Consider the following 25,419-nt stretch of genomic DNA (forward strand, 5'->3'; position numbering starts at 1 on the left):
ATTATTTTATTAAGAAAGGCAGCTTTTAATACAGTATATAAAATAATAATAATTTTAACTTGAAACTAATTATCAACCGTGTTATGCTGTTATCAGATTATAATTATTATAAATAGGGTGGGATGAGTAATGACGAAGAAAGATCACCGTTTGACAACGAGTTGGGGAGCGCCTGTAGGAGATAACCAAAATTCCATTACTGCCGGTTCTCGTGGGCCGACGCTTATTCAAGACGTTCATTTGTTGGAAAAGCTCGCTCATTTTAATAGAGAAAGAATTCCTGAGCGGGTCGTACATGCAAAGGGTGCGGGCGCACACGGGTATTTTGAAGTAACGAATGATCTATCAAAATATACGAAAGCCAAGTTTTTATCGGAAGTTGGAAAGAAAACGCCCATGTTTATTCGTTTTTCTACAGTTGCCGGGGAGCTTGGTTCAGCTGACACTGTCCGGGACCCGCGTGGATTTGCTGTTAAATTTTACACGGAAGACGGCAACTACGACCTGGTAGGAAATAACACGCCTGTATTTTTTATTCGCGATGCCATTAAGTTTCCAGACTTTATCCATACGCAGAAAAGAGATCCAAAAACACATTTGAAAAATCCAAACGCCGTTTGGGATTTCTGGTCCTTGTCGCCCGAATCGCTTCACCAAGTAACGATTCTTATGTCTGACCGCGGTATTCCTGCCACTTTCCGCCATATGAATGGGTATGGGAGCCATACATTTAAATGGACGAACGCCGAAGGCGAAAGTGTATGGGTGAAGTATCACTTCAAGACAGACCAAGGAATTAAAAACCTTGATGTGAACCTTGCGGCGAAACTAGCCGGAGAAAATCCGGATTATCATACTGAAGATCTGTATAATGCCATTGAGAATGGCGACTATCCTTCCTGGACGCTAAAAGTGCAAATCATGCCGCTTGAAGACGCCGAAACGTATCGTTTCGATCCATTTGATGTGACGAAGGTATGGTCGCAAAAGGATTATCCGCTGATTGAAGTCGGGAAGATGGTGTTGAACCGTAATCCTGAAAACTATTTTGCTGAAGTCGAACAGGCAACATTTTCACCGGGCACGCTTGTTCCAGGCATTGATGTATCGCCAGATAAAATGTTGCAGGGCCGCTTGTTTGCCTACCATGACGCCCACCGTTATCGAGTCGGAACGAATCATCAGCTCTTGCCGATTAACCGGCCCATCAACGGGATCAACAATTATCAACGCGATGGCTCCATGCGTTTTGACGACAACGGTGGCGGATCCGTCTACTACGAGCCTAACAGCTACGACGGACCAAAAGAAACGCCGGAAAACAAGCAAGCTGAATATGCCGTTTCCGGTGTTGCGGCAAGTACCAGCTATGATCACCATGACCATTACACACAAGCGGGCGACTTGTACCGGCTTATGAACAAGGAAGAGCGCGAACGACTTGTTTCTAACATCGTTGCGGCCATGAAGCCGGTTGAAAAAGAAGAAATCAAGCTTCGGCAAATCCGCCATTTCTATAAGGCGGATCCCGAGTATGGAACGAAGGTGGCCGAAGGTCTTGGCCTAAAAGTTCCTACTGATGAGGAAGTATTAGCTTAATAAAAAATCAATGTGCGGGACCCGATTACGGGTTTCCGCTTTTTTTTTTGAACTAGCCATACATGCTTCATAAAGCCGCCAAACAAGGCATATGATGAAGCGAGGGAGGAGAATGTATGACGTTCAGCCATATCTCGCACTTATCCTGTGCCAAATGTTCATTCGTATACAAGCCTGACGAGGTTCATCAACTGTGCCGCTGTGGCTCTCCACTCCTTGTAAACTATGATTTATCCAGCATTTCCATGAAAGTGAAGCGTGCGCATTTATTAAACAGAAGCAATGATCTGTGGCGTTACCATGAACTGCTGCCTGTCCAACACCCGGACAATATTGTCTCATTAGGAGAAGGCATGACCCCTCTGCTCCCCATGAAGAAAATTGGGCAAGAAATGGGCCTTCCACGGCTGCTGATGAAGGATGAAAGCTTGACTCCTACAGGTACATTTAAAGCCCGCGGGGCCGCGCTGGGAGTTTCAAAAGCGAAAGAACTTGGCGTGAAAGCGTTTGTCATGCCGACAAATGGAAATGCCGGAGCCGCCTGGTCCCTTTATGCGGCCAAGGCGGGAATCGAAGCGGTTATTGTCATGCCTGTCGCTGCTCCCCCATTCATTCGCTCAGAGGTTGCCGCAACAGGATCGAGACTATTTTTCGTGGATGGTTTGATCAGTGATGCTGGAAAAATGGTTGCCAAAGCCGCTGCCGATTTTCATTTATATGATGCTTCCACATTAAAAGAACCGTACAGGATTGAAGGCAAAAAGACGATGGGTTATGAAATTGCGGAGATGATGGATTGGCAAGTACCTGATGTCATTATCTACCCTGCAGGGGGTGGCGTTGGATTAATCGGGATTTACAAGGCTTTTCGCGAACTACAGCAACTGAGATGGGTTGACCAAGGCAAAATGCCAAGGCTGGTCGCCGTCCAGTCGGAGGGTTGCGCTCCCATTGTAAAGGCGTGGCAAGAGGGGAAAATGGAATCGGAGCTTTGGCGTGATTCAAAAACAGTTGCCTTTGGAATCAATGTTCCGAAAGCTTTAGGGGATTTTTTAGTGTTGAAAGCCATTTACGAAACAAACGGTTTTGCGCTCGCCGTAAATGATGAAGAAATTTTGGAGGAACAAAAAAGGATTGTCCAAACAGAAGGTGCTTTTGTTTGTCCCGAAGGAGCGGCTACTTTTTTGGCTGCGAGAAAACTCGGCAATGCCGGAGTAATTGATCAAAAAGATACGGTGGTTACCGTGAATACCGGGATGGGACTCAAATATTTACATGTTGATGAACAGAACACTCCTGTATTACAAAGAGACGGTTATATCAAAAGCCTTATTGATGAGTAAATTCTCCCTCAAACATCTTGGGAAAAAGGGAGGTCCACCGATGAGAAAAAACTTTGTGCTTCATATTTTGGCCGCCTTTATCCTTGCTGTTCTGGCGGGATGGATATTCGGAGAAAGAGCAGTAGTCGTTCAGCCGTTGGGAGATTTGTTTTTAAGGCTTATTAAGTTTATTATTGTCCCTCTTATTTTATCCACGATTATTGTAGGAGTGACGGGCGCCGGAGATGTAAAAAAACTGGGCAGACTGGGAGGAAAGGCAGTCGTCTATTTTCTTGTAACCAGTTTTATCGCTATTGCGCTCGGCCTTTTTGCGGGATTTGTTTTTCAACCGGGCGCCGGTGTTGAGGTGGCTGTCCAAGGGGAAGCTGTCGAAGCGGCCGAAACCGAAGGTGTCATCGCTACATTATTAAATATTATACCTACCAATCCATTTGAAGCTTTAACAACCGGAGCCGTGTTACAAATCATTTTCTTTGCCATATTTATGGGGATCGGCATCTCTCTCGTTGGTGAAAAAGCGGCTCCTGTCCAGAGATTCTTCGAGGGCATGGCTGAAGTGATGTATAAAATTACAGGCATTGTGATGAAGCTGGTTCCACTCGGCATCTTTGGCTTGCTTGCCCCCATTGTCGGAACGTATGGGGCATCTGTCCTACTGCCGCTGATAAAAGTGATCATCGCAATGGTTGTCGCTATCATCGTTCATGTTGCCCTCGTGTATTCGACCGCGGTTAAAACGTTTGGCAAGATGAATCCTCTGCACTTTTTTAAAGGGATCTTTCCAGCCGCGTCCGTCGCTTTTGCAACTTGCAGCAGTTCGGGAACGCTGCCGGTGACGATGAAAAATACCGAGGAGAATTTGGGGGTATCGAAAACGACGACCAGTTTTATTTTACCGCTCGGGGCAACGATCAACATGGATGGAACAGCGATTTATCAAGGAGTTACCGTCATGTTTATTGCCCAGTACTTCGGTACGGAATTAACGTTTGCGCAAATTCTGATTGTCGCCCTTATGGGAACACTCGCTTCGATTGGGACGGCGGGTGTGCCGGGTGCGGGGTTAGTGATGCTGACGATGACGTTGGCCGCCGTCAATTTGCCGCTCGAAGGCATTGCATTAATTGCCGGGATTGACAGAGTTTTGGATATGTTCAGGACATCCGTCAACATAGTAGGAGATGCATCGGCCTGTGTGGTTGTGGAGCAGGGAAGCGAACCAACTGCGCAAAAAACAGCATGAAAAATGGAAACCGGGCGTAACACCCGGTTTTTTTTACATAATGGCCTTTGCCGAAAGAGACGTTCAATTTGTGTGTGCCAAACGAAGCAACGTCGGCTTTTTGCGAAAAGCGGGGTTGTTTACCCTCGTCACAAAGCTTATACGATGCAATAAAAATCAGCCGCTGCAATCATTCTTGGGCAGACCGCCCATGCTTTCGTCATCTGTTGATAATCCAAAGCATATGAGCTTTTTTGAAGAAATTTCCATGAATTCAGTAAAAAGCGTTGCGGAACTATCGACTTCCTTTTCAAGAGGCGCAAGTTTTCTTAGTCATTCGCTAGCTTCAGTTTTTCCAACAGTCTAAAGAACAAGCTCAATATGATGGCAACGACGGTCGCCAATCCCATTCCGGCCAATGAAACCGCGCCGATGTGAATGGTTGCGCCGCTGATTCCGATGGCGAGTACGACACATGTCAAGATCATATTGTGAGATGTGTTGTAATTGACATTTGCCTCAACGAGCATCCGGATGCCGCTAACTCCGATAATTCCGAAGAGCAGAAGGGATATTCCGCCCATGACGGGCGCCGGGATCGACGAGATGAGAGCCGCTAATTTACCGCAAAAGGAAAGAATAATGGCAATACAAGCAGCGATGCCGATAATCCAGGTTGAGTAAACCCTTGTAATGGCAAGCACACCGATATTTTCTCCGTACGTTGTGTTGGGAGTTGACCCGACAAAACTTGAAATGATGGTGGAAATCCCGTTGCTCATTAATGAACGGTCTAACCCGGGATCTTTAACCAAGTCTTTTTTGACAATATTCCCCGTTACGACCAGGTGGCCGATGTGTTCAGGGACGAGTACAAGAGCTGCGGGCAGGATTAAAAAGATATCCGCCCAATTGAATTTCATCGCATAGTATGTGGGCATTGTAATCCAATCTGCTTCTTGGACAGCCGTTAAATCGACCATGTTCATTGATAAGGCAATTACATATCCCGCAACAATTCCAAGCAGGATGGGAATGATTTTTAAAAATCCTCGAAGTGTGACCCAGCATACGATCGTAATTCCAAGGGTTAACAAGGAAACGGTAATCGTCTCGGGATCGGGCTTCCAATTGGCCGCGGCGTCCTCCGGTTTTACCAAACCAGCCATTCCGGCTGCGACTGGAACAAGTTCGAGACCGATGACAGCGACGATCGCTCCCATGGCGGCGGGCGGGAATATGACATCAATCCACGCGGTTCCCACCAGCTTGACAATGAGCGCAACGAGTATAAGGATAATCCCGACAACAAGGAATCCGCCGAGTGCGTAGGCATAGCCCTTTCCTCCGGAATAATTGCCCAAAACGGCAAATACGGGAGAAATAAAGGCGAAACTGGAGCCGAGATAAGCTGGTATTTTCCCTTTTGTGATAAAAATATAGAGCAATGTGCCGATTCCATTCATGAGTAAAATGGTTGCGGGATCAACTTGAAACAATAATGGAACCAAAACGGTGGAACCAAACATGGCGAATAAGTGCTGGAAGCTTAATGGCAAGCTTTGTAAAATAGGTAGTCGTTCATCGACCTGAATCTCTCGTTGGCTCATTCTTTTCTCTCCCTCACTGTTATTTGTCCGCAAAAAAAGCACCTTGTCCGATAGTGGGCAAGGTGCTGGGTATTTTGCATGGAAAATCTACCGTTTATATACGGTTGATCGGATACCTTGCCAGCCTCACGGGACCGGTTTAAAGGCAAATATGATGAAATTGTCTTAAGTATTATGGCAGGTAGCGTGTGGAAAGTCAACTGTTTAAGCGAAAATAAATCAATTCATCGACCAATATTGTGCAAGCTTTCCGCGCGTTCCTCAAACAATTTACAAATCTCAACAATCGTAAGGACAGCTTTTTCCATCACGTCAACAGACGCAAACTCATAGGGACCGTGGAAATTTTCTCCTCCTGTAAAAATATTTGGCATCGGCAGTCCCATGAACGATAGCTGGGAGCCGTCCGTACCGCCCCGGATTGGGAGGATAACCGGTTCAATCTGCAGCCGTTTCATGGCATCTGCGGCAATATCGACAATTTCTTTGACGGGTTCAATTTTCTCGCGCATATTGTAATATTGGTCTTTTACATTGACGGATACGCGTCCAGGTCCGTATTTTTCATCAAGCCTGCTGGCAATGGTTTGGACAAGCGCTTTTTTCTCGGCAAACTTCTGCCGGTCAAAGTCGCGAATGATATAGTGAAGGTTTGTTTCCTCGACATCTCCCCGGATCGATAAAAGGTGGAAAAAGCCTTCGTATCCGTCCGTTAGCTCCGGAGTTTCATCGGCCGGAAGCTGGGCGTGAAATGCCATCGCGAGCTTTTGTGAATTCACCATGATCCCTTTGGCTGATCCCGGATGTATATTTGTACCTTTGCAAGTGACATGAGCACTTGCCGCATGGAAGCTTTCATACTGTAGCTCGCCAAGTTTCCCGCCGTCTACTGTATAGGCAAAAGCCGCGTTAAACGCCTTTACATCAAATTTATGTGGTCCACGGCCAATTTCTTCATCCGGTGTAAAAGCGACCCGTACTTTGCCATGTTTTATTTCCGGGTGCTGTAATAAATAATTCATTGCTGTCATGATCTCGGCAATCCCCGCTTTATTGTCGGCGCCAAGCAAGGTTGTCCCATCCGTGGTTATAAGCGTATGTCCTGTATAATCCAATAAGGACGGAAATTCTTTTGGGGATAAGACCCGCTTTTTGTCTTCATTCAATATAATGTCTTTCCCGTCATAGTTTTCAATCATTTGCGGATTTACCCCAGTCCCGGTGAAATCTGTGGCCGTGTCCATATGGGCCAAAAATCCGATTGTTGGGACATCTTTGTCAGTATTGGACGGGAGTGTGGCCATGACATATCCATTTTCATCAACAGTGACATCTTTCATCCCTATGGCTTTTAATTCATCCACGAGCTGACGAGCCAGCGTCCATTGCCCGGGAGTGGATGGACATGAATCGCTGTTGGCGTCGGACTGGGTATCAATCTTCACATAGGAAACAAATCTTTTAATGATTTCGTTTTTCAACGTTTCAATCTCCTTTCTGTGTGATGTAAAGGGAATACAATATACAAAAAAGTAGCCGATTGTCTTATGAAAAGCAATCGGCTTTACGCATTTGTTGTTTTCTCGGTTACTACTGCTTAGCTAATCGCCGACGAAACACTAAAGCCGAAATAGTGAATATAACGAAAGCTGTTATTGAACCGGCAGTAACTATCTTTAATACATTTCCTATTGGAGTGCTGAATAATAAAGCAACCGAGATGACTAGGACGCCACCAGTTAACCCCGTCCCTAAAATTGAGAACGCTAAAATTTATTCATTCAATCAACACCTTACACGAATTTCGATCCACTTTTCGCTCCATTTTTCAATTTCTTTCATAATGGGACCAAGGGCCATTCCTTTTTCAGTCAGCGAATACTCTATCCTTACCGGGGTCTCCGGATATACTTCACGTTTGACGATGCCTTCTTTTTCGAGATCTTTTAAGCGCTCTGATAGTACGCGGGCACTGATCGGCATGGCTGCTTCCACAGTGCAGAAACGCTGCGGGCCATCCAACAACTGATGAATAATCAACCCTGTCCATCGCTGTCCCAATATGCTCATCGCTTTTTCAAACTTCGGACATTTATTTGAATTCATTGTCCTCACCTCGCTCATCATCATTATATCACTAGAACCATGATTTTTATAAAATTTATCCCGCATATAAGGTGCCGTAAGGCTCTCACTTCAAATTCTTGAGTGAATACAAAAAGTATAAGTGTGAGAAAACGGCACCTAAATGCCCGATTGGCTCAACTAACATTCAGTAGGAGAGAAAGAAAACTCCTCCTGAATGAAGTTTCGCTTTATTTTACACTACTTGACAACTAATGTTAACTAATATAAAGTTACTTACATAAAGTAAGTTATTGTTTTAGAAAGGAGGCATGAAAAAATGGTTCATCCTATTGTTGGCACAATTCAGTTGACAGTCCGGGATTTGGAACGAGCCGCTGATTTTTACCAAAATATCCTCGGGCTTCGGTTGTTAAAAAGGACCGGAAGTGCCGCGGTGTTTACAGCAGACGGAAAAAGGGCCTTGCTGGCGCTTGAGGAAAACAAGCATGCCAAACCAAGAAAGGGTAGGACGACAGGATTGTATCATATGGCCTTTTTATTGCCGGACCGTTCGTCTCTTGCTGATGTATTACAGCATTTTATCGACATTCGTCTTCCTTTGCAAGGGGCGTCGGACCACCATGTCAGTGAAGCGATTTACCTGGCGGACCCGGAAGGAAATGGAATTGAAATATATGCGGATAGATCGCCTGATACATGGCGGAAAGGTGATCAAATATTTATGACGACTGCGGCGCTAAATGTAGAAAATCTCATGGAGGATGCTTCCGAGTCCGGCTGGAAAGGTATGCCTTCAGCAACCGTGATGGGTCATATCCACTTGCAAGTAGCGGATTTAGTTTCTTCGGAGCACTTTTACTGTGATGGACTTGGTTTTGACAAGATTCTCCATTATGGCAGCCAAGCCTTATTTATTTCCAAGCACCGCTATCACCATCATATTGGTTTAAATACGTGGAATAGCGCGGGGGCGCCGCCTCCTGAAGAAAACAGCACAGGATTAAAGCGGTATTCTCTTCTTTTTTCGAGTGAAGAGGAGCGGGAGAAAGCGGTCCGGCGATTGGATAAAATCAATGTCTCCATTTTTAGGGAAAAGGGCATCATAATAGTAAAAGATCCATCTGATATTCAAATCAAGTTAGAAGTTGACCATAAAGGAGAGCATGAATGATGATTCAAACAAAACAAGATTTTTTAAAAGCTGTGAAAGAAAGACGTTCTTACTATGCCATTAGCAAGAAATCGGATATCTCTGATGAACAGATTGAAGAAATCATCGCAAATGCCATCAAGTATACACCAACAGCTTTTAACTCCCAAAGCGGCAGGGCAGTATTGCTGCTCGGAGAAAATCACGATAAGCTTTGGAATATAACGGAAGCGGTTCTAAGGGAAATGGTTCCCGAACAAGACTTTGAGCCAACCGCTCAAAAAATGGAAGGCTTTCGGAATGGCTATGGAACCATCCTTTTCTTTGAAGATCAATCGGTCGTAAAATCATTGCAGGAATCATTTCCGACATATGCCGATAAGTTTCCGGATTATTCCTTGCAGTCATCCGGAATGTTGCAATATATCGTGTGGACGGCCTTGGAAATAGAAGGATTTGGCGCATCGTTGCAGCATTACCAGCCGTTAATAGACGAAGCTGTGCATAAAATATGGAACATTCCATCCGATTGGAAACTTCTTGCCCAAATGCCTTTCGGAAAGCCGACGGCCCAGCCGGGTGAAAAAGAATTCAAAAGCATCGAAGAGCGCTTCAAAGTGTTTAAGTAAATAGAGAGGTTCCAAAAGGAAGGACGCCTTTTTGTATAATGGGAACACTCCAATTAGTGTACTTTGTGCCGAATATTGGAGAAACAAGCAATAAATCAGCCATTAAAAGGGTTGTGCAAACAAAGTCAAATGAGAGATTTGATGTCAAAGAAGTTTGTACGAATGAGCACATTGGTTTTTTTCAGCACACAAGGTTTTTATAATGAGGAGAAAAAGCCGGGGCATAAGAGTGGCTATTCATACAAATTGTGAAAGTAAAATCGCGTGAAATCAAGGTTTTTCAATTTGATTTCACGCGGTTTATCCCGCATGTAAGGTACCGTATACAGCAATTTTAGACCTGAGTTGTGCAAAATAGTGAGAGAAAACGGCACCTAAAATCCCGATTGGTTCAACTAACATTCAGTAGGAGCTGAAAGAAAGCTCCTACTGAAAGAAGTTTCACCTTATTCATTTTTATAGGGATTTGTCCCTGCCTTCATCTTTGCTTGGGCGTTTTCTTTGAACATCTCTGTTTTTGGTCATGAATCAATCGAACATCATCACATACATTTCGATTATCTTCGTTTTCCGGGAATTCCGCTTATCGTTTATTCTGGTTGTGATTCGCTAAGGTGGTTTCTCGCTACTCTCTCTATTTCCGGCTGTATGAATCCTGCAACATCAGGTCGAGCAAATTGCTTGGTTTCAAAGGCTTTCCCGTGAGTCTCATGTTGGAAGTATACAATTTTTTGCGGTGAAATTGTCCAATATATGGTTAGTTTGATAGCTGTTGAATATCCTTTTCCCGAATAGTCTTATTGCTTGTAAAAGATCCGGAGAATTTTACATATCCGGGCATTTTTTGCCCCTCTACAACATTTGCGTTAATGGTCACGGAGTCGTATACATAGTGATTTGCGTTTAATAATTGTTGAATTGCTTTCATGGTATTGGCCACATCTTTTTTTGTTTTTCCGTCTGCCTGAATCATCATATGAATGTGCATCGGTTTCGCAAGGGGACCCGTCTTACTCCATTTCGTATTCGAATCCAACGTTCCTGTTAAACTATCCAGTTGCACTTCTACATGGATGATGTCGGGCACATCTTTTATTAGTAATTCCCTGATTTCTTCGGACGCTTCATTTTCCAGTCTATCCCTAAGAGATGTATCCCTTTTGGCGTCAAAGGCGACCTTCGGTTGCAAAGCTCCCGTTACTTCAAACTCGAACCCTTTCTCACTTGCTACCTGTTCACCTTCATACGTGTAACCGCCGATTTTCAAATTGAAAAAGCCGTCAAGGATGTGGAATGGTTCATTAAGATATGTTTTCGTCAGATAGCTGTCCAATGCTTGCTTGGAAAAAAGGTCGCTAACGGCATTTCCGTTAAAGTCAATGTAGAAAAAAAGTGTGGGAGCCCATAGCATAATGATCAATGAGCCATAGATCCGTTTTTTCTTTTTCATACGCTTCTAACCTCTTTCAACCATTTTAAAAGCAGGAGAGCCATGAGGCTTCCGACAAGCGCAAACACCAGATGAATCAAAGCGAGAAAAGCTGCGCCAAGCAGCATCTCCAGAGCGAATAGGCTGGCTTGCGTTGAATCCACCAATGACCAAATGAAGCTGGGCAAAAAAGTGATCGCTGTCACCATTACAAAATGTTTATAAAAGAGATATAGGACAAACCCGAAAATGGTATATGTCAAGACGAATACTAAGTGATTATTGAGCAAGGATGTTATGAGCGCGAAAAAGAATGAAATTGTCACAAAGATTATTTGATAAACCGCTAATTTCAAGTAGATATTGGCAAACATTTTATCGTTGTCAATCGGGGAAGGAATGACGGCATTTTCAATGGGCTCACTTGTCGATTTCGCATATTCGCGGCAGTTGTCACATGATGCCAAATGCTCCTTCAGCCAGGAAGCTGTTTCTTCATGAAGAAGCCCTTCGTGATTCAAAGGCAGCAAATCTTTGGCGATATAACAATCTTTATTCATTGACCGACCTCATCTCTTTTTTCAATTTCATTTTTGCTCTATGGAATGTTACCCTGGCATACAATTCACTTTCTCCTGTCAGGTCGCCAATTTCTTTAAAAGACAATTCTCCGTATATGCGGTACGTAACAATATCCCTCGATTTTTCATCCAATCTGGAAATGCGTTTGATCAGAGTGCGGCTGTCTTCGCGCAAGACGAAAAGGTCCTCAAGGGGGAGCGGCATTGCTCCTGCTTCGCATGCAAGCTTTTCTTGCAACAATTTGGAATACTTTTTTGAACGGTAAAACTTCTTTAGTCTGTTTTTGGCGATCGAGAAAACCCATGTATTGATTGAAGAATTTCCAGTAAAGCGGTGAAAACCTTTAAGCGCTTCATAAAAGACGTCTTGGGTCAGGTCTTCGGCAATGAATGGATTGCCTGTTTTTACAAAGAAAAAAGCAAAAATCTTTCGCTGAATACGCCGATACAGATTTTCTAGATCATTCATTTTGCCCCCTCCGAAATTCGTATCTATAAGATTAGTACCATGAAGGCGAAATTCGTTACTTATGTTAACTAATATTTTTATCGGGTTGACAATTATGCTTAAAATCTATTATTCTCAACATAATACGAAAAAGGGAGTGATGTACAATGGGCGCGTCGGCTGTAGGCGGTAAAAGCAGGATGAGAACACTGGATATGGTGTATATCAGCTTATTTTCCGCTTTGATGATGGTAGGGGCCAATATCACATCTCTTTTGCCCTTCATGGTTGTCGGCGGGGTACCCATCACCCTGCAGGCTTTTTTTGCGGTCTTGGCGGGGGCTTTTCTCGGCGGGCGTCTTGGAGCTGTTTCAATGGGTGTATATGCATTGATTGGTCTTATGGGAGCTCCGGTGTTTGCGCGGTTTCAAGGCGGCATTGGCCAAATCATTAGCCCTACCTTCGGATTTATCATTGCATTTGCGTTTACGGCATACATAACAGGAAAAATGGTTGAGAAAAACAAGAGCATGTTCCGATTTATCGTGGCGGCATTGATTGGAACGGCTTTCAGCTATGTGTTTGGAACGAATTGGATGTATATGGCATATAAACTTTGGGCGCAGGCGCCAGCTGCTTTTTCCTATAAAATGGCTTGGGCATGGATGGCCGTTCCGCTTCCAAAAGATATTATTCTGGCGATATTTGCCGGGATGTTTGCGCATCGGATGAGAAAGATTGTGAAAACAGGAAAGTAAGGGGAGGATGGAACGATGAATATATATGAACATATCGCAGATATGGCATTGGAAGGAAAAGAGCTGACAGATGAGCAGGCAATGGCTGTTCTGGAGTGCCCGGATGAAGATTTGTTAAAGCTGCTTCACGCAGCTTACCAGGTGCGGAAACAGTTTTACGGCAATAAAGTGAAATTGAACATGATCATCAATACGAAATCGGGTCTGTGCCCGGAAAACTGCGGGTATTGTGCTCAATCAATTGTATCAAAAGCACCGATTGAAAAATACTCCATGATGAAAAAAGAAGAAATAGTGGCGGGTGCAAGCAGGGCGGCCGAATTGAATGCGGGAACTTATTGTATTGTGGCGAGCGGACGCGGCCCGGCCAGTCGTGAACTGGATATTGTGGTCGATGCCGTCAAAGAAATTAAATCTACCCATAAAGAAATGACCATTTGCGCGTGCCTCGGCATATTAAAGCCTGAACAGGCTGCCCGTTTAAAAGAAGCGGGGGTCGACCGTTACAATCATAATATCAATACGTCAAGCCGCCACCATTCCAATATTACGACTTCACATACATATGATGATCGTGTCAACACGGTGGAAACGGTGAAAGAATCCGGGATTTCGCCATGTTCCGGGGTCATTGTCGGCATGAAAGAAACGAAAGAAGATGTCATCAACATGGCCCGGAGCTTAAAAGTACTTGATGCGGATTCCATTCCGGTCAATTTTCTTCATGCCGTTGACGGGACGCCTCTTGAGGGGACAGATGAATTAAATCCCCGTTATTGTTTAAAAGTGCTCTGTCTGTTTCGATTCATGAATCCGACGAAGGAAATTCGAATTTCCGGGGGAAGGGAAGTTAACTTGCGCACCCTCCAGCCGCTCGGCTTGTATCCAGCCAATTCCATTTTTATCGGAGACTATTTGACAACCGAAGGGCAGGAAGGCTCCACGGATTGGCAAATGCTCACGGACATGGGTTTTGAGGTGGATTTGGAACCGTTAAATCGGGAAAAAGCAAAAGCGATTTTGTAATGGAAGGCGTCTGTTTCAGATGGAGAAACAGCCGCTTTTCCATGATGGTGGTCTTGCGGGGAGGGTGTCGGCATACAACTTGATGCCAATTTCTTCTGAAAGCTCCTCCAAATATCTAAGCCTTCTCCCAAGAGACTTTCTTGTTAACATTGCTCCCTGTATGGCTTTAAAACAGGTTGTTTTTTGACTTTTATGTAAATGCGTGCCCGTGCCCATTTTTGTTATTGGAATCATCCATCAACACGTTAGCCGATTTTAATGGGGCGGTAAAAAATATTCTTCAAAAATGGGGATATGCTTGCTGGATGACTTTTGCATTATTGGGGATTGTGTTGCTATGAATTCCTTTTTTGAGCTGTTTTTTCAAGGTCCTTTGATAAAAAGCTCTTTTTTAAAAACCCGTTCTCAGCTATGTATTTCATCTTAAAGAAAACGAAAGAACTTTCCTTCCCGGAAATTTGACTGCAAAGACAAGCGGTGGCTGTATGAAAAATTCGCAATAGGGCTCGTCCTGTATGATATGATTGTATGAAAACAGATTTTCTTATTAAGTTGGGGGATTAGCCATGGATATATATAAAGAAATGTGTGATTTGATCGGAAAAAGTAAAGTATCGATCAATGAAACACTTTTACAGCATCACAGCAAGGACGAGTCTGATTATGAAGCTGTGAAGCCGGACGTAGTTGTTTTTCCCGAGACAAAAGATGATGTGGTTCAAATTGTCGAATATGCGAATAAGCACCACATCCCAGTCGTCCCATTCGGTGCCGGCTCCGGTTTGGAAGGGCAGGCCATTCCAATCCACAAAGGAATTTCGATGAACTTTGAACGGATGAATACAATAGTGGAAGTAAGGCCGGAAGATTTGGTTGCTATCGTACAGCCTGGCGTTACACGTGTTCAATTAAATGAGGAGCTCAAAAAATACGGATTGTTTTTTTCTGTTGATCCGGGTGCGGATGCGTCCATTGGCGGAATGGCCGCAACAAATGCCAGCGGCACTTTGACGGTTCGTTACGGGGGTATGCGGGATCAAATTTTGAATCTGGAAGTCGTGCTTGCCGACGGTCGCGTTATTCAAACGGGGAGCCTCGCCAAAAAGTCTTCATCGGGATTTCATTTAAATGGTTTGTTCGTCGGTTCGGAAGGAACGCTCGGAGTGTTTACGGAAATTGCGCTGAAGCTCCATGGTATTCCGGAAAACATTGTTGCGGCCCGTTGTTTTTTCAAAACGGTGAGGGATAGTGTGGATGCGGCGGTCTCCATTCTGACTGCGGGTATTCCAATCGCCCGTATTGAACTAGTCGATTCCCGAAGCATCAAAGCTGTGAATGCTTATTCCGAAACCGATTACCCCGAGGCACCGTTGCTTTTCCTTGAATTCCACGGAAATCAGGCGGGAAATCAGGAAGATATCGAGTTTGTCAAAGAAATTGTGGAAGAGGCGGGCTGTCTTGAGTTCTTGTTTGAAACGGATTCGCTTAAACGGGCCTTGCTGTGGAAAGCGCGCCACGAGTTAAATTATGCGTTGCGACACGGCAGTCGTGAGCTTGCCAGTATGACGACGGATGTATGCGTTCCGATCTCCGCTTTGTCGGACAATGTGGAGTTTGCAGACACCCAACTGGATGTCTTGGGATTAAAAGGCGGTATCGTCGGTCATGTGGGAGACGGGAATTTTCATGTTATGATCTTATTTGACCCAAATTCCCTTGAGGAAATCGATAAAGCGAAAGATTTAAATAGACAAATTGTCAATAAAGCATTGCTGTCGGGGGGAACATGCACCGGAGAACACGGAGTGGGTCTTGGTAAGCTAAAATACCAAAGACAAGAACATGGGGAAGCCTTGGATGTCATGATTGCTTTTAAACAGTTATTAGACCCGAACAATATTTTAAACCCTGGGAAGGTTCTTCCAATCAATGAAAAAAATGCGTAGAGAATGAAGTCTCTGCGCATTTTTAATTAAATAACACCTTGGAACAGCATCGCGTCGGCAACTTTTACAAAGCCTGCTATATTGGCGCCTGCAACAAGGTTTCCGCTCATGCCATACTCATCAGCCGCTTTTATGCTGTCTTGGTATATGTTGGTCATAATTTTTCTAAGTTCTTTATCCACTTTTTCAAAGGACCACGGCATTCTAGAGCTGTTTTGAGCCATTTCCAGTGCCGAAACCGCCACACCGCCAGCGTTTGATGCTTTTCCTGGCGCATAGAGGATGTCATTGCTCAGGAATGTTTCCGCTGCGTCATGTGTACAAGGCATATTTGCCCCTTCTCCGACCGCTTTTACCCCGTTTTTCACAAGGGTTTCCGCCGCGTTTTTATCCAATTCATTTTGTGTGGCGCATGGAAGGGCAATGTCGCAAGGAATTGTCCAGATATTTTCGCTGCCTTCAAAATATTGGGCATTGGGGCGTTCGTTAATGTATTCGCAAATTCTGCATCTTTCCACTTCTTTTAAGTGTTTAAGTGTTTCAATGCAGATGCCTTCAGGATCATAAATATACCCGGTGGAATCACTGCACGCAACAACTTTAGCGCCAAATTGCTGTGCTTTTTCGATCGCGTATAAGGATACATTTCCCGATCCTGATACGACCACAGTTTTGTTTTCAAAGCTCATGCCTTTATCTTTGAGCATTTCTTCAACGAAGTAAACAAGACCGTAACCAGTTGCTTCAGTCCGTCCAAGACTTCCGCCATATCCGACTCCTTTACCGGTCAGGACGCCTGCGTCAAAGTGACCGCGCATTCTGCGGTATTGGCCAAACATATAGCCGATTTCTCTTGCGCCGACACCGATATCTCCGGCTGGAACGTCAACATCGGAGCCGATATATTTGCTAAGCTCTGTCATGAAACTTTGTGTAAATCTCATGATTTCCGCATCCGATTTTCCTTTTGGATCAAAGTCGGCTCCGCCTTTTCCGCCGCCAATTGCCTGGCCAGTCAGGGCGTTTTTAAAAATTTGTTCAAATCCCAAAAATTTAATGATGCTTGCGTTAACGGAAGGATGGAATCTTAATCCGCCTTTATACGGTCCCAATGCGCTATTATATTGTACCCGGAATCCGCGGTTTACTCTCACCTTTCCTTGGTCATCAACCCATGGCACACGGAATGTGATCAGGCGTTCCGGTTCCACGACTCTTTCAAGTATACCATTCTCCATATAATGAGGATGTTTAACGAATACAGGCAGAAGAGAGTCGAAAATTTCTTGAACGGCTTGTAAAAATTCCGGCTCGTTAGCATTTCTTTCCTTTACAGTGTTGTATACATTGTCAATGTAAGTTTTCGCCGCCTTCACTTTATGATTTTCCATTTTCATAATCATTGCCATTGTTTTCACTCCCATTCACCAGTATTTTCATGTCATTTTCAAAAAAAACCACGTCCAAAAAAACTTGGTATAATTTATTTTATCTTTTACAATTAATCTATACAATATGAATATGAGATAATTTTAATGCCAAAATGAGATTAATCATTTGAGAGCGGGGATAGTCGAATGGAATTAAGACAGATTCAATATTTTATTGAGGTGGCAAAAAGGGAACATATGACGGAAGCTGCCGAGGCGCTGCATGTCGCCCAATCCGCGGTAAGCAGGCAAATTGTCAACTTGGAAGCGGAGCTGGGGGTTGATTTATTCATACGTGAAGGTCGCAGTATTCGTTTGACGGCAATTGGACGAATGTTTCTTGAAAAGATGGAACACGCCATGAATCTGATTGAGCAGGCCCAAAGAGAGATTGAAGAACGCCTTGATCCGGAAAAAGGGACCGTCCGCATTGGTTTTCCGAGCAGCTTGGCGGCGTATTTGCTCCCTACGATCATATCCGCATTTAGAAAAGAACATCCTTATGTCAAAATCCAACTTTACCAAGATTCTTATCGTAATCTGGTGGAAGCAGTCGTGTTGGGGGAGGTCGATCTCGCTTTGCTTGGACCCGTTCCGAAAAAAGAAACAAGAGTCAAAAGCGAAGTGTTATTTGTTGAAGATCTCGTGGCATTGCTGCATGTTAGTCATCCCTTGGCATCGAAAGCTTCCATTAATCTGGAGGATTTGCGCAGGGACCCATTTATTTTGTCGCCAAAGGGGTATATTTTGCAGGATATTGTGGAGGATGCATGCCGGCAATACGGATTTGTTCCAATGGTGTCTTTTGAGGGGAAGGATATCGACGCGATCAAGGGTCTTGTTGCTGCCGGCCTCGGGGTCACATTGCTTCCTGAAGTTACGCTGGTGGACAGCTTGCCGCGGGCGACGCAAAAAGTTCCTCTTTCCGAGCCGCATGTAACGCGGACTGTTGGAATGATTATTCCTAAAAACCGAAAATTGCTCCCGACAGAATTGGTTTTTCATCAATTTTTAAAAGAATTCTTCCAGAAGTTGAGCGGCTATCGCTAGTATCGGCAGGAAAGAGTTGAATCAAAAAAATACGATGAGACATACGTATTTATTTCATGTATATTAATAAGTGAGATTGAGTAAAATTTTATCAACATATGGGGGGTCCTTATGAAACTGGTATATGAAGGAAAAACAAAAAACGTATACGAGCTGGAAGACGGGAATTTTTTGCTTCAGTTTAAAGATGATGTTACCGGGGAAGACGGCGTTTTTGACCCTGGAGCCAACACTGTCGGATTGACGATTGAAGGAGCAGGACAAACCGGTCTTCGCTTGACGAAGTACTTTTTTGAACTTTTGCAGGAAAAGGGCATACCTACCCATTATGTAAGTGCAAATGTGCAAGAAAATACGATGATTGTGAAGCCTGCCAAACAATTTGGAAAAGGGCTTGAAGTGATTTGCCGTTATAGGGCTGTAGGCAGTTTTTATCGCAGGTACGGCGCCTATGCCGAGGAAGGACAACCATTGGACGGATTTGTTGAAGTCACATTGAAGGATGATGAGCGCCAGGATCCCCCGATCAGCGAAGATGCGTTGGTCATGCTGGGTATTTTAACAAATGAAGAATATAAGCAGTTAACAGGACTTGCGGAAAAGATTGGACGGATCGTAAAGGACGCCTTAAGTGAAAAAGGAATTGAGTTATACGATATTAAATTTGAATTTGGCAAGGTTGGCGAAAATGGGGACATTACGCTGATTGATGAAATTTCAGGTGGAAACATGCGGGCGTATAAAAACGGCCGGTATATTGAGCCGCTTGAACTTGGCCGGTTGCTGTTGAACGGTGAATAAATAAAGTACCATTTCGATAAATTGGAGGGGGAGAAATGGATCAATTTATGAAAAAAGCCGTTGAGTTGGCGAACCAAAATGTAGATGAAGGGGGCACGCCCTTTGGGGCTGTTCTTGTAAGGAATGGTGAAGTGATTGCAGAAGGGGTCAACGAACTGCACAAAAAATTTGATGTGAGCGGACATGCCGAGCTTGTCGCGATTCGAAAAGCTCAAGAACAATTGCAAACGAATGATTTAAGCGGTTCGATTATGTATGCGAGCGGCGAGCCCTGCCCCATGTGCATGACGGCCATTTACTATGCGGGCATTGACACAGTCTATTATGCCGGATCGATTGAGGAAGCCAAACAGGCAGGCATGGGCACATCTGTCTATATATACAATCAACTGGCTCTGCCGCGGGAAGAAAGATCCGTCAAAATGATCCATATGCCGGTTAAAGGTGAAGAAAAAGATCCACTTGATTATTGGAAAGCGAAAAAAGGGGAGTAATCATGCGGATTGTATCCATTTGTCCAAGCAATACGGAAGTAGTCGGGTATTTGGGGAAAGAAGACATGTTGGTTGCTGTTGATGATTATTCCAATTGGCCGGATCGAGTGGCTGATTTGCCGCGGGTAGGACCTGATCTTACTATTGATATGGATAAGGTTGAGTCCTTGCGGCCAGACCTGGTGTTGGCTTCTCTCAGTGTGCCGGGAATGGAAAAAAATGTGTACGAGCTGAACAAAAGGAATATTCCCCATATCGTCTTAAACCCGAATACACTAGAGGATATTGCGTGTGACATCGAAACAGTTGCCGAAGCGCTCCATTGTAAAGAAACAGGCAGCGAAAAAGCCCGCGCTTTCCGGGAGAGCGTCAGCCGCTACAGGAAATTTTCCGAACAGAAGGATGAAAAACCTTCCCTCTATTGGGAATGGTGGCCGAAACCTGTTTTTACTCCTGGGGGAGCAAACTGGTTAACGGAAATAAGCGAGCTTGCTGGCGCATATAACATTTTCGCCACAGAACCAGAGGCAAATGTACAGACTGACTGGGAAGAAGTTAGGAAAAGAAACCCGGATCATATTTGTCTCGTGTGGGTCGGGGTGAAAGAAGAAAAAGTAAACCCCCATTTATTGCTAAAGCGGCCGGGATGGGAAAAGATGAAGGCAGTACAGAATCAATCCGTGCATGTTCTTGGAGATTCACTGTATTGCCGGCCCTCGCCCAGGCTATTGCTTGGGCTTGACAAGCTGATGAATACTTTGTGGGGTCAGTCCCCGCCGCGGTAACGTACCGAATGGCGGGGATTGACTTGTTTACGTGAATGTATTTTTGAAGCAGGGGAAATACTCTTGCCTTCATAAAAACGAACCAAACAAAGCTCATGCTAACGGATTTTGCCACTCGAATTTTCTTTAAGGGGACGGACAGGACATTTTTCCTTTATAGAATCGTTCGCTTTCAAGTAAAATAAAACATGAATGATTTTTTCTTTTCAAGAAAGAAAGGGATCAATATTGATGCTGCCAGCAAAAGGTACAAGAAAAAAAAGAATACTTACAGGCATCGTGATCTTGTTCATAGTCTCTTTATTTGTCCCCACCCCTTTTCATATTTTCCAGCCCGGGTCAGTTGAGGAGCTAGGCTCGAAGGTACTTGTGGAGGATGGGGAACAAGAGGCAGAAGGACAACTGTATTTAACGACAGTCCTTTCAATGAAGGCGAGCAATATTTATTATTTGGCTTATGGGCTTCTCGCTCCTCATGCCGCTGTTGAACGCTCCACGAGTGTAAAAGGCAACATGACGGATCAGGAATACAACCGCTGGCTTAAATATTTAATGGATTCTTCCCAGGAAAGCGCAGTCGTTGCCGGTTTAAAAGCGGCTGGGGAAGAGGTAAATATTTATCCAAAAGGGGTCATTATCCAAGCGGTTGACGAAAAGTCGAAAGCGAAAGGATCGTTGGAAGTCGGGGATATTATTCATACAGTGGATGGTCTCCCTGTACGAAAGTCCTCTGATTTGCTTGCTTACCTCAAAGGGAAAGAGACGGGAGATGTAGTTACGGTTGGATTGAACAGGGACGGGGTGGAAAAAAAAGAGGAAATCGAACTCATCCCGCTTAAACATTCGAAAACAAAGGCTGGTCTGGGCATTGTCCTTTCGGATTATACGAAATTGGAAACGTCCAGGAAAGTAAAAATAAAAGCGGGTGATATAGGAGGACCTTCCGCAGGATTGATGTTCTCATTGGAAGTTTATAAACAGCTTCAAAACAGGGATATTACGAAAGGTTATAAAATTGCCGGCACTGGAACGATTAGTCAGGACGGAAAGGTCGGACAAATTGGCGGCATTCGTGAGAAAATCACTGCTGTTGATAAAGCGGATATCGACATATTCTTTTGTCCGAAAGATATAGAGCCGACTGACACAAATGAAAAAACTGTAATGGAAGAAGCTGAGAAATACGGCTATGACGTAAAGATTGTTCCAGTCGAAACGTTGGAGGAAGCCATTAAATTTTTGGAAAAACTTCCGCCAAAACCTTAGGAGGGGAATTATGGTGTTTAAACGTATTGGCAAAGCAGTCATAATGGGTCTGATTTGTTCGGTGCTTGTTTTATCTGGACAAATGAATGCAGCAGCGCAAAAAGACGATGTCATCAATGAGAAACTGGGAGTGCCGATCGTTGTTTATGGGGAAACACTGACGAATGAACAAAAGGATGAAGTGCGCAAGCTGCTTGAAGTGACGAACCCGGAAAATGTCGACGAAATTACGGTAACCGCCCAGGACTTAGCGCGTTTAATTGGCGGAAATCCCAAATCCCGCATGTTTTCTTCAGCAAAAATTACCGTGAAAGAAAAGGGGAATGGCCTTGTTGTTTCCATCGTTACACCGGAAAACATTACGGAAGTAACGAGTGAAATGTATTCGAACGCCCTTTTAACCGCCGGAGTCGAAAATGCCAATGTGGATGTTGCCTCCCCAGTGAAGGTAACAGGGCATTCCGCCCTTGTCGGCATTTATAAAGCTTATGAATCAAAAGGTGAAGTTCTTGACAAAGATCGGATGGAAGTGGCGAATGAAGAATTGAGCCTTGCCACCGAACTTGCTAATAAGGAAGGGCTGAACGATGAAAAGGTAACAGAACTGTTAACCGAAATTAAAAAAATGATCGCCGAGCAAAATCCGGCTACACGGGAAGATGTGGAACAAATTGTCGAAGAACAATTAAATAAGATGAACATCGAGTTAAGCGAAAAGGATCGTCAATTACTAATTGACCTATTTGATAAAATGAGGTCTCTGGAAATTGACTTTGACGGTGTAAAAAAGCAACTGGAAGATATTAAGGGAAAGCTGGAGGAAGTCGTCGGCGATGAAGGATTTTGGGATAAAGTCGCAAACTTTTTCCAAAAGATAGCCGACTTCTTCCGCAATTTATTTAAATAAACATCAAAAGCTCTTGAAATAATAGGGCCCCTTTCAGGATATGGACGATGCAAGAAAGTCCGGATCTTGAAAGGGGCCACTTTCCATTGGAACACCTGAGTGTCTTAATGCAGTTTTTGGAAAAATTTACAAAATTATCCGACAAATGTTTTAACAGCATCACAGGCTTTCAGGACAAGACCTCTACAAATAATGACCACTACAGTGTCCATCACACTTTAAAGCGGGGTATTACATGATTGCCAAGCCTTACAAATATGTTGTTTGTAATGGAAAGTTGTAGCACTTAAAATGATTCGATTCAAGATCTTGAGCTAAGTGAAAAATTCCGATTATCCACTTTACCTATCCATTATTTTGCATATTAAGGGCGTTTCCGGCTAAAGCATATAAAATAATAGTGGAAGCTAAGTGAGCTGAAAATTGGTTTGGATCTTGCTGAGGATATACTTCAACAAAGTCCATTCCAATCACGCCTTTTTTCGTAAACTCGTGAACAAGCGTTAATAGTTCATAAGAAGAAAGCCCATTGCCGTCCACCGGGCCTCCAGGGTTGAATGCAAAATCAAGAACATCGCTGCAGATGCTCAAGTATACACCATCCACATCTTTACTTGCCATTTCATATACTTCATTTGCAGTTTCAATGAGATTTTTTTTGCGGATATCGTTAATGGTAACTGTCACCGCACCAGCTTCTTTGGCAAGTTTTCCACTGTCCGGTTTGTTCCTTGGGCCATGAATTCCAGTGTGAACGAGGCTTTCGTTTCTAACGCCTTCCTCCGGTGGGTAGGTCTTGGTCACCGCGAAAAGTAAGAAGGGTAAAACGTTTGATTGTAACGTTTCTCTCGAAATAAGTGAATATAAAGGTAAAAAGTCCTGGAGGCTTGTGCCCGATTTTGGGTGAGCGGGTATTCTCGCGACTTATCTTGCACGAAACTGAACAGACATGATAGAATTTAGATGTTCTGTGTGTGTGGGGGTGTTTTAGTGGCGTTGTTCCGTGTCTGTTTACTATACGGTGCGGTGCGGCACCATATCGGTTAGAGCATCAGAACGCTTACCCTTTACGGGTCAAGCTCACCCCTTTTCTCTTCTCCCACAACCCCATGTGGGAGAAGTTATTTTTTTTGTTTGGGAATCGCAATAAAGATGATGGTCGTCCTGTTAATAACCTTGTGATATACTGGTGGTGACCAGTTAACGCAAGTAAAAATTTGAAAAAAACGAAGCCATACAGCTTCTAACTGCGGGGACCGCAGGGATAGCCTAATCCATAACTTTCGGTTACGAATGTGTTCTTAGGAACCCCCCCCCCCACTTCAAGCGTAAGCTAAGTGGCGGGTGGTTCAAAGTGAGGAACGATGCCAAAAGATAAAGAGATTAAGCAGCCTAGCACCATTAGAACACCGGCACCAAGCTGTGGCATAATTTTTTTGTTTTTTCACTGTCTACTTGACAGGGAGCGGTACAAACGTACTAGGTGTGGGCTATTTTACGCTTACCCGCCAGGCCAAAATAAAAAAGAGCCAAAAAAGGCTCTTTAAAAAGTTATTTTGGAAAGTCGGTTGATCTTTTTTCTAACTAATAATCATTTTCTAGGGACACAAGTGACAACACCCTGAGGCATTGTTATAGTCCCATAAAATTCTCCTGAGAGATAAAAACCCTTTTTATATTTATTACATGAATTAACAACTTTCATCCCTAAAGTACCAACAGCTAATATTAGCATAGTTAAAGCTGTAGGGGATAATCCTAGTTTCATTTTAATAAGGGCGGCAGCTACCCCAAAAATTCCTCCACTATAATTAGTAATTGTATTTAATTTTTTTACAGTTGCATTAGAAATATAAATACCTCTAACTTTAGTTTTTTTAGTAAGGGTTCCAATTTCTCCAGGATTCACTGAGGAATTCTCAGAATATAAAACATTTCCTACAACTTCATTTGTTCCGTTATTTTGAATTTCTAATTCGTATTTTAAGTAAAGTTCTTTTGCATCAGGACTCAATAATTCAATTTGCTCAGACTTATTATTTTCTAAGTTAATAATATCAATTCCTTTGGAGTCCATTTCTTCTAATAAATTAATTAGCTGATCAAGTTCGTCATTCAAAGAGTTTTCACTCATTCCTATAGCAGAATACACTGACTTACCACCATTCGGATTTTGATTTAGCGACTGTGCCTGCACTTTTAGGTTAGATATAGATAGTGTAGAAAGAAAAAGCACCAAACTTAAGAACAAAACACTAAACTTTTTCATTTTCATAATAATCTTAAATACAAATATGTTTGTTGCATTCAAGGTCTTTTAAATTTATTTAGTATAAAATCACTTACAAAAAAAACTACCAATCCAGCCATTAAAATTATAAATGAAATATTAAATCCCGAGCTTGTAATAAATGAGTATATAGAACTTGCTAATAAAGCAACCATATAAAAAGCAAATCCTATTTTTATAGCCTTTTCAGTACTTTTTCTTTCTTCATTTGTCATTTTTTTAAAAAACAATCTATCAATTCCTCCTCAAATATTACTCCATAGATCACCTCATTTGTATTTGGCAATCAAATGTATCAAAAGGCAATCAAGTATACTCATTTAATTGTATAAAGATCCAATGCCGTGCCGCTTGACATGAAGCCTCCGCACGTATAATTTTCTGCCTTCTTCAAATGCTATCGTGCTAAATCTATTTCAATCGTCTCCTTTTTTTGATTTGATTGAAAATACTTACAATTCTTCCGGATATTATAGCAAACTCCTAAAAAATTGCAAGGAATTGTGTAAAAAAATGACTATATGTATATATATTATAGATATGGATAGGCATAAAGGCTTATAAATG

At 43.3% G+C, this 25,419-nt stretch carries 23 protein-coding genes and 1 pseudogene; 14 read left to right on the forward strand and 10 right to left on the reverse strand.

Translation table 11 applies throughout. The annotated features are described in order from the left end of the window. Positions 1–129: 129 nt before the first annotated feature. From katA to NST31_RS12515, 3 genes are all read left to right on the forward strand, one after another. Positions 130–1,599 (forward strand): catalase KatA, encoded by a 1,470-nt coding sequence (gene katA / locus NST31_RS12505; RefSeq protein ID WP_077109721.1) that lies wholly within the window; start codon positions 130–132, stop codon positions 1,597–1,599. Between the two features lie 116 nt (positions 1,600–1,715). Further along, positions 1,716–2,942, forward strand: coding sequence for a threonine synthase (locus tag NST31_RS12510; RefSeq protein WP_339160953.1), 1,227 nt, complete (start codon positions 1,716–1,718; stop codon positions 2,940–2,942). A 40-nt stretch (positions 2,943–2,982) separates the two neighbouring features. Next, complete coding sequence (locus NST31_RS12515) at positions 2,983–4,185, forward strand: dicarboxylate/amino acid:cation symporter (RefSeq protein WP_077109719.1); 1,203 nt, start codon at positions 2,983–2,985, stop codon at positions 4,183–4,185. A 308-nt stretch (positions 4,186–4,493) separates the two neighbouring features. On the opposite strand, the gene uraA is transcribed toward NST31_RS12515, so the two are convergent. The 3 genes from uraA to NST31_RS12530 form a co-directional block, all read right to left on the reverse strand. Beyond that, a complete protein-coding gene (gene uraA, locus NST31_RS12520) occupies positions 4,494–5,774 on the reverse strand; it encodes a uracil permease (RefSeq protein ID WP_077109718.1) in 1,281 nt (426 codons plus the stop codon). 224 nt (positions 5,775–5,998) lie between these two features. Beyond that, on the reverse strand, positions 5,999–7,255 hold the full coding sequence (gene pepT, locus NST31_RS12525; RefSeq protein WP_339160956.1) for a peptidase T: 1,257 nt from the start codon (positions 7,253–7,255) through the stop codon (positions 5,999–6,001). A gap of 304 nt (positions 7,256–7,559) precedes the next feature. Continuing rightward, positions 7,560–7,880 (reverse strand): helix-turn-helix domain-containing protein, encoded by a 321-nt coding sequence (locus NST31_RS12530; protein WP_339160957.1) that lies wholly within the window; start codon positions 7,878–7,880, stop codon positions 7,560–7,562. 298 nt (positions 7,881–8,178) lie between these two features. Between NST31_RS12530 and NST31_RS12535 the strand changes: the two genes are divergently transcribed. Beyond that, on the forward strand, positions 8,179–9,033 hold the full coding sequence (locus tag NST31_RS12535; RefSeq protein WP_077109714.1) for a VOC family protein: 855 nt from the start codon (positions 8,179–8,181) through the stop codon (positions 9,031–9,033). Continuing rightward, positions 9,033–9,641: a nitroreductase family protein gene (locus NST31_RS12540; protein ID WP_077109741.1), complete on the forward strand. Its 609-nt coding sequence runs from the start codon at positions 9,033–9,035 to the stop codon at positions 9,639–9,641. The genes NST31_RS12535 and NST31_RS12540 overlap by 1 nt, the downstream gene beginning before the upstream one ends. A 757-nt stretch (positions 9,642–10,398) precedes the next feature. Here the strand turns inward: NST31_RS12540 and NST31_RS12545 are convergent. The 3 genes from NST31_RS12545 to NST31_RS12555 are packed head-to-tail and all read right to left on the reverse strand — an operon-like array spanning position 10,399 to position 12,120. Next, on the reverse strand, positions 10,399–11,091 hold the full coding sequence (locus tag NST31_RS12545) for a hypothetical protein (protein WP_077109713.1): 693 nt from the start codon (positions 11,089–11,091) through the stop codon (positions 10,399–10,401). Beyond that, complete coding sequence (locus tag NST31_RS12550; protein WP_077109712.1) at positions 11,088–11,630, reverse strand: zf-HC2 domain-containing protein; 543 nt, start codon at positions 11,628–11,630, stop codon at positions 11,088–11,090. Before NST31_RS12550 ends, NST31_RS12545 begins: the two co-directional genes overlap by 4 nt. Beyond that, the gene (locus tag NST31_RS12555) at positions 11,623–12,120 is read right to left on the reverse strand and encodes an RNA polymerase sigma factor (protein ID WP_077109711.1); all 498 of its coding nucleotides are present in this window, start codon (positions 12,118–12,120) and stop codon (positions 11,623–11,625) included. The genes NST31_RS12550 and NST31_RS12555 overlap by 8 nt, the downstream gene beginning before the upstream one ends. 146 nt (positions 12,121–12,266) lie before the next feature. Here NST31_RS12555 and NST31_RS12560 point away from each other — a divergent pair, with 146 nt between their 5' ends. From NST31_RS12560 to NST31_RS12570, 3 genes are all read left to right on the forward strand, one after another. Next, the gene (locus NST31_RS12560) at positions 12,267–12,857 is read left to right on the forward strand and encodes a biotin transporter BioY (protein ID WP_339160959.1); all 591 of its coding nucleotides are present in this window, start codon (positions 12,267–12,269) and stop codon (positions 12,855–12,857) included. A gap of 15 nt (positions 12,858–12,872) precedes the next feature. Continuing rightward, positions 12,873–13,883 (forward strand): biotin synthase BioB, encoded by a 1,011-nt coding sequence (gene bioB, locus NST31_RS12565; protein ID WP_077109709.1) that lies wholly within the window; start codon positions 12,873–12,875, stop codon positions 13,881–13,883. Between the two features lie 566 nt (positions 13,884–14,449). Further along, positions 14,450–15,829 (forward strand): FAD-linked oxidase C-terminal domain-containing protein, encoded by a 1,380-nt coding sequence (locus tag NST31_RS12570; protein WP_339160962.1) that lies wholly within the window; start codon positions 14,450–14,452, stop codon positions 15,827–15,829. Between the two features lie 26 nt (positions 15,830–15,855). On the opposite strand, the gene gdhA is transcribed toward NST31_RS12570, so the two are convergent. Further along, positions 15,856–17,238, reverse strand: a complete 1,383-nt coding sequence (gdhA, locus tag NST31_RS12575; protein WP_139345542.1) for an NADP-specific glutamate dehydrogenase — start codon at positions 17,236–17,238, stop codon at positions 15,856–15,858. Positions 17,239–17,406: 168 nt separating this feature from the next. On the opposite strand from gdhA, the gene NST31_RS12580 reads away from it, so the two are divergent. The 6 genes from NST31_RS12580 to NST31_RS12605 all read left to right on the forward strand — a co-directional run bounded on the left by NST31_RS12580 (position 17,407) and on the right by NST31_RS12605 (position 22,562). After that, on the forward strand, positions 17,407–18,309 hold the full coding sequence (locus tag NST31_RS12580) for a LysR family transcriptional regulator (protein WP_077109708.1): 903 nt from the start codon (positions 17,407–17,409) through the stop codon (positions 18,307–18,309). Between the two features lie 111 nt (positions 18,310–18,420). Next, positions 18,421–19,110, forward strand: coding sequence for a phosphoribosylaminoimidazolesuccinocarboxamide synthase (locus tag NST31_RS12585; RefSeq protein WP_077109707.1), 690 nt, complete (start codon positions 18,421–18,423; stop codon positions 19,108–19,110). 35 nt (positions 19,111–19,145) lie between these two features. Then, complete coding sequence (locus NST31_RS12590; RefSeq protein WP_077109706.1) at positions 19,146–19,604, forward strand: nucleoside deaminase; 459 nt, start codon at positions 19,146–19,148, stop codon at positions 19,602–19,604. Between the two features lie 2 nt (positions 19,605–19,606). Further along, the gene (locus NST31_RS12595) at positions 19,607–20,389 is read left to right on the forward strand and encodes a cobalamin-binding protein (protein WP_077109705.1); all 783 of its coding nucleotides are present in this window, start codon (positions 19,607–19,609) and stop codon (positions 20,387–20,389) included. A 231-nt stretch (positions 20,390–20,620) separates the two neighbouring features. Then, positions 20,621–21,655 carry a SepM family pheromone-processing serine protease gene (locus tag NST31_RS12600; protein WP_077109704.1) on the forward strand — a complete coding sequence of 345 codons (1,035 nt, stop codon included), beginning with the start codon at positions 20,621–20,623 and terminating at the stop codon, positions 21,653–21,655. A 10-nt stretch (positions 21,656–21,665) separates the two neighbouring features. Continuing rightward, positions 21,666–22,562, forward strand: coding sequence for a DUF1002 domain-containing protein (locus NST31_RS12605; protein WP_077109703.1), 897 nt, complete (start codon positions 21,666–21,668; stop codon positions 22,560–22,562). 345 nt (positions 22,563–22,907) lie between these two features. Here NST31_RS12605 and NST31_RS12610 read toward each other — a convergent pair. The 3 genes and pseudogenes from NST31_RS12610 to NST31_RS12620 form a co-directional block, all read right to left on the reverse strand. Beyond that, positions 22,908–23,342, reverse strand: a pseudogene (locus NST31_RS12610) (arginase family protein); the annotation flags it as partial. Between the two features lie 811 nt (positions 23,343–24,153). Then, positions 24,154–24,831 (reverse strand): hypothetical protein, encoded by a 678-nt coding sequence (locus NST31_RS12615; RefSeq protein ID WP_139345540.1) that lies wholly within the window; start codon positions 24,829–24,831, stop codon positions 24,154–24,156. A 38-nt stretch (positions 24,832–24,869) separates the two neighbouring features. Beyond that, complete coding sequence (locus NST31_RS12620; protein WP_077109700.1) at positions 24,870–25,082, reverse strand: hypothetical protein; 213 nt, start codon at positions 25,080–25,082, stop codon at positions 24,870–24,872. Between the last annotated feature and the right edge of the window lie 337 nt (positions 25,083–25,419).

The sequence above is a fragment of the Siminovitchia sp. FSL W7-1587 genome, from assembly GCF_037963795.1.
GTDB classification, from domain to species: Bacteria; Bacillota; Bacilli; order Bacillales; family Bacillaceae_C; genus Siminovitchia; species Siminovitchia thermophila.

Coding starts and splice junctions, on each gene's coding strand:
- katA (WP_077109721.1), top strand. CDS start 130: ATGACGAAGAAAGATCACCGTTTGACAACGAGTTGGGGAGCGCCTGTA.
- NST31_RS12510 (WP_339160953.1), top strand. CDS start 1,716: ATGACGTTCAGCCATATCTCGCACTTATCCTGTGCCAAATGTTCATTC.
- NST31_RS12515 (WP_077109719.1), top strand. CDS start 2,983: ATGAGAAAAAACTTTGTGCTTCATATTTTGGCCGCCTTTATCCTTGCT.
- uraA (WP_077109718.1), bottom strand. CDS start 5,774: ATGAGCCAACGAGAGATTCAGGTCGATGAACGACTACCTATTTTACAA.
- NST31_RS12530 (WP_339160957.1), bottom strand. CDS start 7,880: ATGAATTCAAATAAATGTCCGAAGTTTGAAAAAGCGATGAGCATATTG.
- NST31_RS12535 (WP_077109714.1), top strand. CDS start 8,179: ATGGTTCATCCTATTGTTGGCACAATTCAGTTGACAGTCCGGGATTTG.
- NST31_RS12540 (WP_077109741.1), top strand. CDS start 9,033: ATGATTCAAACAAAACAAGATTTTTTAAAAGCTGTGAAAGAAAGACGT.
- NST31_RS12545 (WP_077109713.1), bottom strand. CDS start 11,091: ATGAAAAAGAAAAAACGGATCTATGGCTCATTGATCATTATGCTATGG.
- NST31_RS12550 (WP_077109712.1), bottom strand. CDS start 11,630: ATGAATAAAGATTGTTATATCGCCAAAGATTTGCTGCCTTTGAATCAC.
- NST31_RS12555 (WP_077109711.1), bottom strand. CDS start 12,120: ATGAATGATCTAGAAAATCTGTATCGGCGTATTCAGCGAAAGATTTTT.
- NST31_RS12560 (WP_339160959.1), top strand. CDS start 12,267: ATGGGCGCGTCGGCTGTAGGCGGTAAAAGCAGGATGAGAACACTGGAT.
- bioB (WP_077109709.1), top strand. CDS start 12,873: ATGAATATATATGAACATATCGCAGATATGGCATTGGAAGGAAAAGAG.
- NST31_RS12570 (WP_339160962.1), top strand. CDS start 14,450: ATGGATATATATAAAGAAATGTGTGATTTGATCGGAAAAAGTAAAGTA.
- gdhA (WP_139345542.1), bottom strand. CDS start 17,238: ATGGCAATGATTATGAAAATGGAAAATCATAAAGTGAAGGCGGCGAAA.
- NST31_RS12580 (WP_077109708.1), top strand. CDS start 17,407: ATGGAATTAAGACAGATTCAATATTTTATTGAGGTGGCAAAAAGGGAA.
- NST31_RS12585 (WP_077109707.1), top strand. CDS start 18,421: ATGAAACTGGTATATGAAGGAAAAACAAAAAACGTATACGAGCTGGAA.
- NST31_RS12590 (WP_077109706.1), top strand. CDS start 19,146: ATGGATCAATTTATGAAAAAAGCCGTTGAGTTGGCGAACCAAAATGTA.
- NST31_RS12595 (WP_077109705.1), top strand. CDS start 19,607: ATGCGGATTGTATCCATTTGTCCAAGCAATACGGAAGTAGTCGGGTAT.
- NST31_RS12600 (WP_077109704.1), top strand. CDS start 20,621: ATGCTGCCAGCAAAAGGTACAAGAAAAAAAAGAATACTTACAGGCATC.
- NST31_RS12605 (WP_077109703.1), top strand. CDS start 21,666: ATGGTGTTTAAACGTATTGGCAAAGCAGTCATAATGGGTCTGATTTGT.
- NST31_RS12615 (WP_139345540.1), bottom strand. CDS start 24,831: ATGAAAAAGTTTAGTGTTTTGTTCTTAAGTTTGGTGCTTTTTCTTTCT.